General features: G+C 64.2%; 11 protein-coding genes and 1 pseudogene. All 12 read left to right on the top strand.

The window, feature by feature from the left end; translation table 11 throughout:
* A pseudogene (locus EN955_RS22515) lies at positions 1 to 241 on the top strand (murein L,D-transpeptidase); the annotation flags it as partial.
* 142 nt (positions 242 to 383) lie between these two features.
* On the top strand, positions 384 to 2,030 hold the full coding sequence (locus EN955_RS22510) for a Na+/H+ antiporter (protein WP_013532253.1): 1,647 nt from the start codon (positions 384 to 386) through the stop codon (positions 2,028 to 2,030).
* A 173-nt stretch (positions 2,031 to 2,203) separates the two neighbouring features.
* Positions 2,204 to 3,517, top strand: coding sequence for a serine hydroxymethyltransferase (glyA, locus tag EN955_RS22505; RefSeq protein WP_013532252.1), 1,314 nt, complete (start codon positions 2,204 to 2,206; stop codon positions 3,515 to 3,517).
* A gap of 76 nt (positions 3,518 to 3,593) precedes the next feature.
* The gene (locus EN955_RS22500) at positions 3,594 to 4,259 is read left to right on the top strand and encodes a hypothetical protein (protein WP_024504683.1); all 666 of its coding nucleotides are present in this window, start codon (positions 3,594 to 3,596) and stop codon (positions 4,257 to 4,259) included.
* A 157-nt stretch (positions 4,260 to 4,416) separates the two neighbouring features.
* Positions 4,417 to 4,896 (top strand): transcriptional regulator NrdR, encoded by a 480-nt coding sequence (gene nrdR / locus EN955_RS22495; RefSeq protein WP_024504682.1) that lies wholly within the window; start codon positions 4,417 to 4,419, stop codon positions 4,894 to 4,896.
* A 2-nt stretch (positions 4,897 to 4,898) separates the two neighbouring features.
* Positions 4,899 to 6,014, top strand: a complete 1,116-nt coding sequence (gene ribD / locus EN955_RS22490; RefSeq protein ID WP_024504681.1) for a bifunctional diaminohydroxyphosphoribosylaminopyrimidine deaminase/5-amino-6-(5-phosphoribosylamino)uracil reductase RibD — start codon at positions 4,899 to 4,901, stop codon at positions 6,012 to 6,014.
* Positions 6,015 to 6,026: 12 nt separating this feature from the next.
* The gene (locus tag EN955_RS22485) at positions 6,027 to 6,644 is read left to right on the top strand and encodes a riboflavin synthase (protein WP_024504680.1); all 618 of its coding nucleotides are present in this window, start codon (positions 6,027 to 6,029) and stop codon (positions 6,642 to 6,644) included.
* Between the two features lie 63 nt (positions 6,645 to 6,707).
* Positions 6,708 to 6,968, top strand: coding sequence for a ribbon-helix-helix domain-containing protein (locus EN955_RS22480; RefSeq protein ID WP_013532247.1), 261 nt, complete (start codon positions 6,708 to 6,710; stop codon positions 6,966 to 6,968).
* Positions 6,968 to 7,243, top strand: coding sequence for a type II toxin-antitoxin system RelE/ParE family toxin (locus tag EN955_RS22475; RefSeq protein ID WP_024504679.1), 276 nt, complete (start codon positions 6,968 to 6,970; stop codon positions 7,241 to 7,243). Before EN955_RS22480 ends, EN955_RS22475 begins: the two co-directional genes overlap by 1 nt.
* Before the next feature lie 81 nt (positions 7,244 to 7,324).
* Positions 7,325 to 7,819 carry a 6,7-dimethyl-8-ribityllumazine synthase gene (ribH, locus tag EN955_RS22470; RefSeq protein ID WP_013532245.1) on the top strand — a complete coding sequence of 165 codons (495 nt, stop codon included), beginning with the start codon at positions 7,325 to 7,327 and terminating at the stop codon, positions 7,817 to 7,819.
* The gene (nusB, locus tag EN955_RS22465) at positions 7,816 to 8,316 is read left to right on the top strand and encodes a transcription antitermination factor NusB (RefSeq protein WP_013532244.1); all 501 of its coding nucleotides are present in this window, start codon (positions 7,816 to 7,818) and stop codon (positions 8,314 to 8,316) included. The genes ribH and nusB overlap by 4 nt, the downstream gene beginning before the upstream one ends.
* Positions 8,313 to 9,524, top strand: coding sequence for an MFS transporter (locus EN955_RS22460; RefSeq protein WP_024504678.1), 1,212 nt, complete (start codon positions 8,313 to 8,315; stop codon positions 9,522 to 9,524). Before nusB ends, EN955_RS22460 begins: the two co-directional genes overlap by 4 nt.
* Positions 9,525 to 9,529 lie beyond the last annotated feature (5 nt).

Here is a 9,529-nt window from a genome sequence, read left to right as displayed (position 1 = left end):
CGTGCAGAATGTGCGCGACCTCGTCACCTGGATCCTGCGCGACACGCCCGGCTGGGACCGCCAGCATTTCGAGGCGGCGATCAAGACCGGTGAAAACACGCCGATCCAGGTCACCAATCCGGTGCCGGTCCACTTCCTCTATCTCTCGGCCTGGTCGACCGGTCCGGGCGTGGTGCAGTTCCGCGACGACGTCTACGCGCTTGATGGCAACAACGAGCTGCAGATCACGTCCGCGCTTTAAATATTTGATTTCTATTTAAAAAGGCCGCCTCTCAGGGCGGCCTTTTTTCATTGATTGGGTGCCGCGGCGTTTTTCACGGGAGGGCGGCTGGACGGATCGGCCGGCTTTGCGCATGGTCGGCGGGAAAGCCTGGAACCGGACCATGGAAGTCGCTGTCTTCATTCTGGTCGTGCTCGTCTTCGTGGCGCTTTCCGGCGCGCTGGTTCGCCTGGTGCGGGTGCCGTTGCCGGTGCTGCAGATTGCGATCGGTGCCGCGCTCGCCTGGCCGGTGCGCGGCATCCATGTCGAGATCAATCCGGAACTGTTCCTGCTGGTGTTCATTCCGCCGCTGCTGTTCGGCGATGCCTATGGCGCACCGAAGCGTGAACTGATGGCGCTGCGCGGACCGATCCTGGATCTGGCCATAGGGCTGGTCTTCTTCACCATCGTCGGCTTCGGCTACGCCTTGCATTGGCTAGTGCCGAGCATCCCTCTGGTGGTCGCTTTTGCGCTTGCCGCGGTGCTGTCGCCGACCGACGCGGTGGCCGTGTCCTCGATCGTCGACAGGAATGTTGTCCCGGCGCGGCTGATGCACATTCTCGAAGGCGAGTCGCTGCTCAACGACGCTTCAGGCCTCGTCATGTTCCGCTTCGCCGTCGCAGCAGTGCTGACCGGCAGCTTTTCCCTTGCCGCGGCTTCGTTCAGTTTTCTCTATGCCGTGGCGATCGGCATCCTGATCGGCGTCGCGGCGCTGTTCGTTGCCGCCAAGCTGCTGCAATTGCTCAACCGGATCGGCGGCGTGCCGGCCGAAGCGCAGGTGCTGGTGATGGTTCTGCTGCCCTTCATCGCCTATCTCGGCGCCGAGCATGTCGGAGCGTCCGGTATTCTGGCGGCTGTTACCGCCGGCCTGCTCACCGGCGGCTCCGGCGTGTTTCGCTTCCTCGGCGTCTCGGCCCGCATGCAGACGATGTCGCTGTGGACGACGCTTTCCTTCGTTTTCAACGGTGCTCTCTTCATCGTGCTCGGCCTGCAGCTTCCCGACATCATCCGCCATGTGCCGCCGGAACTCATGAGCCTGCACCCGATCATCCAGCCGATCGCGACCGTCGTGGCGCTGACGCTGTGCCTGATCGCGTTGCGCTTCCTGTGGATATGGGTAGGCGATCTCGCAGCCGGCATCGCCGCACGTCTGGGCAAGCGCAAGGTGGAGCCGTTCGGGTTGCGCGTGCGGCTCGCCGGTTCGGTGGCCGGCGTGCGCGGCGCCATCACGCTGGCCGGCATATTGTCGCTGCCGCTCGCCATGCCGGACGGCTCGCCGTTCCCGGCACGCGATCTGGTCATTTTCCTGGCCGCCGGCGTCATCATCTGTTCGCTGGTCTTCGCCAGTCTCGCTCTGCCGACGATCGCCAGGGGGCTGGTCGAGCCGGGTGAGGATGCCGGCGCCGCCGAGGAGCGGCTGGCGCGTGTCGGCGCCGCCAAGGCGGCAATCGCGCGCATCGAGAGCATCGCCGGAGCCGCAGATGATGAGGGAGGCGAGGTGCCCGGCGCCAGGCTTGCCGCCGCCGACAGCATCGTCGCCGGGTACCGGCGCCGCATCGCCGCCTCGGACGAAGCCGATGAGGCCCGCGCCGAGGCGCGTGAAGCCGGAAGGCTGGAGCTCGAATTGAGATTTGCGGGCATCGAAGCCGAGCGCGAAGCCGTGCGCGCCATGTTTCGCAGCGGCGAGATCAACGACCATACGTCGCAGGCGCTGTTTACCGAGATCACGCTCACCGAGGCATTGCTGAGGGGCCGGAAGGCGAGGAAATAACGACGCGCGGGCCTGGCTGGCGCAATCCGGCCAGCAAATTTCGCGTGGCAAACGTGGCGGGGCGAAAACAACTGTGTTAATGGCGCCGCGTGCAGGTTGCCCAAAAGTGTACAGCGGTTTGGGCAACGACATGCATAAACAAAATTGCCCCCGAACCCCGAGGATTCCAGGCTATGGCAACAGCAGCGGCAGTGTCGAACAAATTCGAATCCTTCTTCGAAACCACGCTGGCCGACGCCGATCCAGAGATTTTCGGCGCCATCCGCAACGAACTCGGCCGCCAGCGCCACGAGATCGAGCTGATCGCCTCGGAAAACATTGTTTCCCGCGCGGTGCTTGAGGCGCAGGGCTCGATCATGACCAACAAATATGCCGAGGGCTATCCGGGCAAGCGCTACTACGGCGGCTGCCAGTTTGTCGACGTGGCCGAGGAACTGGCCATCGAGCGCGCCAAGAAGCTGTTCGGCTGCAACTTCGCCAATGTCCAGCCGAATTCCGGCAGCCAGATGAACCAGGCCGTCTTCCTGGCGCTCTTGCAGCCGGGCGACACGTTCATGGGCCTCGACCTCAATTCCGGCGGCCATCTGACCCACGGTTCGCCGGTCAACATGAGCGGTAAATGGTTCAAGGTCGTCTCCTATGGCGTGCGCCAGGACGACCATCTGCTCGACATGGATGCCATCGAGAAGACCGCGCATGAAACCAAGCCGAAGCTGATCCTGGCCGGCGGCACCGCCTATTCCCGCGTCTGGGACTGGAAGCGTTTTCGCGAGATCGCCGACGCGGTCGGCGCCTATCTGATGGTCGACATGGCGCACATCGCCGGGCTGGTCGCCGGCGGCGTGCATCCGTCGCCGCTGCCGCATGCCCATGTCGTGACGACCACGACGCACAAGTCGCTGCGCGGCCCGCGCGGCGGCATGATCCTGTGCAATGACGAGGACATCGCCAAGAAGATGAATTCGGCGGTGTTCCCCGGCCTGCAGGGCGGCCCGCTTATGCATGTCATCGCCGCCAAGGCGGTTGCCTTCGGCGAAGCGCTGAAGCCAAGCTTCAAGGTCTATGCCGAGAGCGTTGCCGCCAACGCCAAGGCGCTCGCCTCCAGCCTCAAGGAAACCGGTCTCGACATCGTCTCCGGCGGCACAGACAACCATCTGATGCTGGTCGATTTGCGTCCGAAGAACGCCACCGGCAAGCGCGCCGAGGCGGCGCTGGGCCGCGCCAACATCACGTGCAACAAGAACGGTATTCCGTTCGACCCGGAAAAGCCTTTTGTCACCTCGGGCGTGCGTCTCGGCACCCCGGCCGGCACCACGCGCGGCTTCGGCCAGGCCGAATTCCGGGAGATCGGCAAGCTGATCGCCGAAGTGCTGGATGGTCTCAAGGTCGCCAATTCCGACGAGGGCAATGCCGCCGTCGAAGCAGCGGTCAAGGCCAAGGTCGTGGCGCTGACCGATCGCTTCCCGCTCTATCCCTATCTCGGCTGACGCGATAGGAAGTTTTGCCGCCTGCTGCAACGACGAGCGTCGTTTCAGCAGGCCGGGGCGACCGGCAGGAGCCTTGATGATGCGACCATTTCGTTTCGCCGACCTTGGCGCCGTTGGCGCCCTGGCTGCTTTGATCGCCGGGCCTTTCCCCGGCAACGCCTTGGCGCAAACCGCCCCTGCTCAAGCCGCGCCCGCGCAACCCGCTCCTGCGCAACCCGCACCTCAGCCCGAGCCCGCGGCGCCCGCCCAGACGGCACCCAAGCTCGAAACCTTTGGCAGATGGTCGACCCTGGTCGACGAGGTCGACACCGGTGAGGATCTGCGCAAGACCTGCGCGGCCTCGACCGCCTTTATCGGCGCTGGCGGCGAGAGCGGCGTTCTGACGCTCATCATCACGAACGGCGATGCACTGCCGCCGGATGCCTACCCGTCCGTAACGATCGCCGTCGACAACAAGGCCTTGCCGGCCGGCAAGTCGGTTGCCGCCACTTTCGGCGACGACAAGGGCCGCGTCACTGCCAAGCTCCATTCCGATGGCGCCGTCAACGGCCGGCTCAGCTGGACCGTCGACAACCAGTCCAAGACCAGCCTGGCGCTCCTGCGCGCCATGCGCCGGGCATCGGTGCTTGACGTCTCCTTCGGCGATGCGCCGGTTGGAAGCATATCCATGGACGGCTTCACCAAGGCCTATCGTAGTCTCGGCGCATCGTGCGGGTTTCCGACCGCCGACGTTGCTCCCTGAAGACATCGGTACGCTGTGCGGCTGCTGGCGAGGCTGGCAATCCTGCTTGCGCCTCGCTATCTCTGAAGGGCGAGGGAGCTGTTGGCGACACTTTGCCATCGCTGCAAAAACCTCTAAGCCTTTCGCTTCACCAGATTCGCCAACCAAAGGCTTCTCCATGCGCTGTCCCTATTGCCAGTCGGAAGATACGCAGGTGAAGGATTCGCGCCCCGCCGAGGATGGCGCGGCAATCCGCAGGCGGCGCGTCTGCCCCGATTGCGGCGGCCGTTTCACCACCTTCGAACGCGTGCAGTTGCGCGACCTCGTCGTGGTCAAGAAATCGGGCCGCAAAGTGCCCTTCGACCGCGACAAGCTGTTGCGCTCGGTGGAGATCGCCGTGCGCAAGCGCAATGTCGATCCCGAACGCATCGACCGCGCGGTGACAGGCATCGTGCGACAGCTCGAAAGTTCCGGCGAGACGGAGGTTGCTTCGGGAGAAGTCGGCCGCCTGGTCATGGAAGCGCTGAAGTCGCTCGACGATGTCGCCTATGTCCGTTTCGCCTCGGTCTACCGCAATTTTCGCGAGGCCAAGGATTTCCATGAATTGCTGGGCGAGCTCAAGGGCGACGAAGTCAAGGGTGAAGAGGAAACCAGCTGAGCATGACTGCAAGCGAACAGGCCGCCCTTGATCGCCGCTTCATGGCGGCGGCACTCAGACTGTCGCGAAAAAATGCCGGGCGCACCGCGACCAACCCGTCTGTCGGTACGCTGATCGTACGCGATGACGGCAATGGTCCGATGATCGTCGGCACCGGCGTCACCGCTGTCGGCGGCCGTCCGCATGCCGAGACCGAGGCCCTGGCCGAGGCCGGCGACCTCGCGCGCGGCGCCACCGCCTACGTCACGCTGGAACCTTGCGCCCACCACGGCCGCACGCCGCCTTGCGCCAATGCGCTGGTCAATGCCGGCGTTGCGCGGGTCGTCGGTGCCGCCAGCGATCCCGATTCGCGCGTGTCCGGCAAGGGTTATGCGATCCTGCGCGCGGCCGGTGTCGAGGTGGTCGAGAAGGTGCTGGCGGCGGAAGCCGCCGAGCAGATGGCCGGCTATTTGATTCGATCGTTGAGAAAACGCCCGGAAGTGATTCTCAAGCTTGCGCTTTCCAGCGACGGCAAGATCGGCAGGGAAGGTGACGGGCAGGTGTCGATCACCGGCGATATCGCGCGCCGAGAAGTGTATCTGATGCGGGCTGAGGCGGACGCCATACTGGTTGGTATCGGCACCGCCCTTGAGGATGATCCGGCCCTGACGGTGCGTTTGCCGGGGCTTGAGAACCGTTCGCCTGCCCGCATCGTGCTCGACCGCCAGATCAGGTTGCCGGAGGCCTCGAAGCTGGTTTCAGGCGTCGACCGCGTGCCGCTCTATATCGCCGCTTGCCTGGAGGCCGATCCGCTGCGGCGCGCAGCACTCGAACGCGCCGGCGTGCGCTTCATCGGCACCGAGACGCACGAGGGCGGCGTAGCCTTGCCGGAACTACTCGAGGATCTGGCCGCGCTCGGCATGGCCAGCGTGCTGGTCGAGGGCGGCGCCAGGGTGGCGAGCGCTTTCCTGGCCGACGGGCTGGTCGACCGCATCGTGCTGTTCCAGGGACCGGATGCAATCGGCGACGACGGCATTGCATCGCCGATCGACGCCGACCATATCCCGGCAGGATTTCGCAAATTGCGCGACATGCGCTTTGGCGAAGACAGCTACGCCGAGTGGATAAGAGACCTTTAGGGATCAACACCGATGTTTACCGGAATTGTCACCGATGTCGGCACTGTCGCGTCCGTCAAGCCGCTCAGGGAAGGGGTGGGGCTGCGCATCGACACAGCCTATGACCCGCAGACCATCGCCATCGGCGCCTCGATCTCCTGCGGCGGCGTCTGCCTGACGGTCACGGCCTTGCCCGACAGCGTTTCGAATGCACGCTGGTTCGAGGTTGAAGCATGGGAGGAAGCCTTGCGGCTGACCACGGCCTCGGGCTGGAAATCCGGCACCAAGGTCAATCTGGAGCGGGCGCTGAAGATCGGTGACGAACTCGGCGGCCACATCGTTTCGGGCCATGTCGACGGCATGGCCGAGATCATCGAGCGCAAGGATGAGGGCGATGCCGTGCGCTTCACGCTGGAAGCGCCGCGCGACCTGGCGAAGTTCATCGCGCCCAAGGGCTCGGTCGCGCTCGACGGCACCTCGCTCACCGTCAACAAGGTCGAAGGCACGCGCTTCGACGTGCTTTTGATCCACCATTCGCTGACCGTGACCACCTGGGGTGAGCGCAAGGTCGGTGACCGCGTTAATTTCGAGATCGACACCATGGCGCGTTATGCGGCGCGGCTGGTCGAGGCGACGAAAGAGGGGCTTTAAGTGCTGCTGGCCTCGACTTAATCAGTTTTAATCGCTATGATTAAATCTGATTGTGAGGCTCTGATGGATACAAAAGTAATCACCGCTCACGTTCCGCTGCCGCTGGCTGAAAAGGTAGATCAACTGGCTGCCCGCCTTGAGCGCCCACGCGGCTGGATCGTCAAACAAGCTCTTTCCGCGTGGGTGGATTTGGAGGAGGAGCGCCGACGGCTCACGCTTGAAGCAATGGCCGATGTCGACGCAGGACGGGTCATCGATCACCAGGCCGTGCAGGCGTGGGCTGAGAGTCTTGGTACCGACAAGCCACTGCCGGTGCCTCGTTGATGGAGTTGAAATGGACCAACAAGGCTTTGTCCGACTTGGTCCGGCTACATGATTTTCTCGTGCTAGCAAATGGCCCGGCGGCCGCACGTGCCGTGCAGTCGCTTATTGCCGCGCCGGCACGGTTGGTCGAATATCCGCGCATCGGTGAGAGACTGGAAGAGTTCGAACCACGAGAAGTGCGTCGCATTTTGGTAGGCAGCTACGAAATTCGTTACGAGATACAGAACACGACAATTTCTGTGTTGCGCCTGTGGCATACGCGAGAGGATCGATAGGACAGGAGTCCATCCAGCAATCTTCCGCTTGCGATGAACCCGGCTTCGGCCTAAGTCACCGGCAACTCCCCGGAGACTTTTATGGCTGGTACATCCCAACACGGCAAAGCCTTCATTCGTCCGAAGGCGAAGGCGCATCTGCTCATTGTCGAAGCGCGCTTTCACGACGACCTTGCCGACGCGCTGCTCGATGGCGCGACAAGCGCGCTCGATGAGGCGGGCGCGACTTATGACGTCGTCACCGTTCCAGGTTCGCTGGAGATCCCCGCGGTGATCACCTTTGCACTGGACGGCGCGACGGAAGGCGGCACACATTATGATGGCTTTGTCGCGCTCGGCACCGTCGTCCGCGGCGACACCTACCATTTCGACATTGTCGCCAATGAATCCAGCCGCGCGCTCATGGATTTGAGCGTGCAGGACTCGGTCTGCATCGGCAACGGCATTCTCACCACCGAGAATGACGCCCAGGCCTGGACTCGCGCCAAGCGCTCGGAAGGCGACAAGGGCGGCTTTGCCGCGCGTGCGGCGCTGACCATGATTGCCCTCAAGGAACAATTGGGGGCGCGATCGTGAGCGAACCCGCTTCGCCCGGGCAGCCCGCGATGCGCCACGCCAACAAGCGCGGCGCTGCCCGTCTGGCCGCCGTGCAGGCGCTCTATCAGATGGATGTCGCCGGCAGCGGTGTCTTCGAGATCACCGCCGAGTACGAGGCGTTTCGCCTTGGCAAGGAAGTCGACGGCGCGCTCTATCGCGAGGCCGATGCGCAATGGTTTCGCGCTATCCTGGCGGGTGTCGTCGAGAACCAGAAGACGATCGATCCGATCATCCGCCAGGCGCTGACCGAGGACTGGCCGCTGTCGCGGCTCGATTCGACGCTGCGCGCCATCCTGCGCGCCGGCGTCTACGAACTGATGAAGCGCGAGGATGTCCCGGTCGCCGTCATAGTCTCCGAATATGTCGACATCGCCAAGGCCTTCTACGAGGAAGACGAGCCGAAGCTGGTCAATGCCGTGCTCGACCGTGTGTCACGCCGGGTGCGTGGCGAGGGGCGCGGCAAGGACGCATCATGACGGCAATCGCCGTCGAGGCAGGCAGCGAGGCGCGCCGCACGGCGCTGATCCTGGCCGCATCGCAGGCGATCATCGGCTCGGCGGCCCCCATCGCCATCTCCGTGGGCGCGCTGGCCGGGCAATATCTGCTTGGCCCCGACAAATCATTGGCGACAGCGCCGATCACCGGCTTCAACATCGGCGTGGCGCTCGGCGCGCTGCCCGCAGCGGCCATCATCCGCAGAATGGGCCAGCGCGGCGGCTTCATGACCGGAACGATCGTCACGGCGCTTGGCGGCCTCGTCGCCACGCTTGCGCTTTTTCAAGGGAGCTTCTGGCTGTTTGCCTTTGGCTTGCTCACGATCGGTGTCGGCGGCGCCTTCGTCCAGCAGTTCCGCTTCGCCGCCGCTGACAACGCACCGCCGGAATTCAAGGCGCGCGCCATCTCTTTCGTGCTGGCCGGCGGCATCGTCACCGCTATCCTCGGGCCGCAGATTGTCATCTTCACCCGCGAATCGCTGGCGCCGGTCATGTTTGCCGGTTCGTTCGTGTCCATCCTGCCGCTGGCCGCCGTCGGCGCCATCATCCTGTCCTTCCTGCGGCTGCCGGCGAAAGCATCCGGCAAGGTGGAGATCGCCGACAGCGACGCCAGACCACTGGCTGAAATCGTCACGCAGCCGCGTTTCGTCGCCGCGCTTTTCTGTGCGGTCGGCAGCTACGCGCTGATGAGCTTCGTCATGACGGGCGCACCGCTGGCCATGGTCGGCTGCGGACTGTCGGAGACCGACGCGACGCTGGGCATCTCCTGGCACGTCATGGCGATGTTTGCGCCAAGCTTCTTCACCGGCTCGCTGATCCATCGCTTCGGCGCCGAACGCATTGTGACCACCGGCCTGATCCTGCTCATCGGCTGCGCCATTGTCGCTCTGTCGGGCCTGGCGCTGTGGCAGTTCTGGACGTCGCTGATCCTGCTGGGCCTTGGTTGGAACTTCGGCTTCATTGGCGCGACCGCAATGGTGGCCTCCACCTACCGGCCGTCGGAAAAGGGCAAGGTGCAAGGCTTCCACGACTTCGTCCTGTTCGGCTCCGTCGCCTGCGCCTCACTGATGTCGGGCATGGTCTACAACGCCTGGGGCTGGGAGATGCTGAACTGGATAGTCTTTCCGGTCACCGTCCTGTGCTTCGTGGCGCTGGGCGCGCTGAAGGTGACGAGCGCGCGCCCGGCTTGACGCCA

Source organism: Mesorhizobium sp. M7A.F.Ca.CA.001.04.2.1, from assembly GCF_003998485.1.
In the GTDB taxonomy this organism is placed as follows: domain Bacteria; phylum Pseudomonadota; class Alphaproteobacteria; order Rhizobiales; family Rhizobiaceae; genus Mesorhizobium; species Mesorhizobium ciceri.
This window is presented reverse-complemented; position numbering and strand designations above follow the sequence as displayed.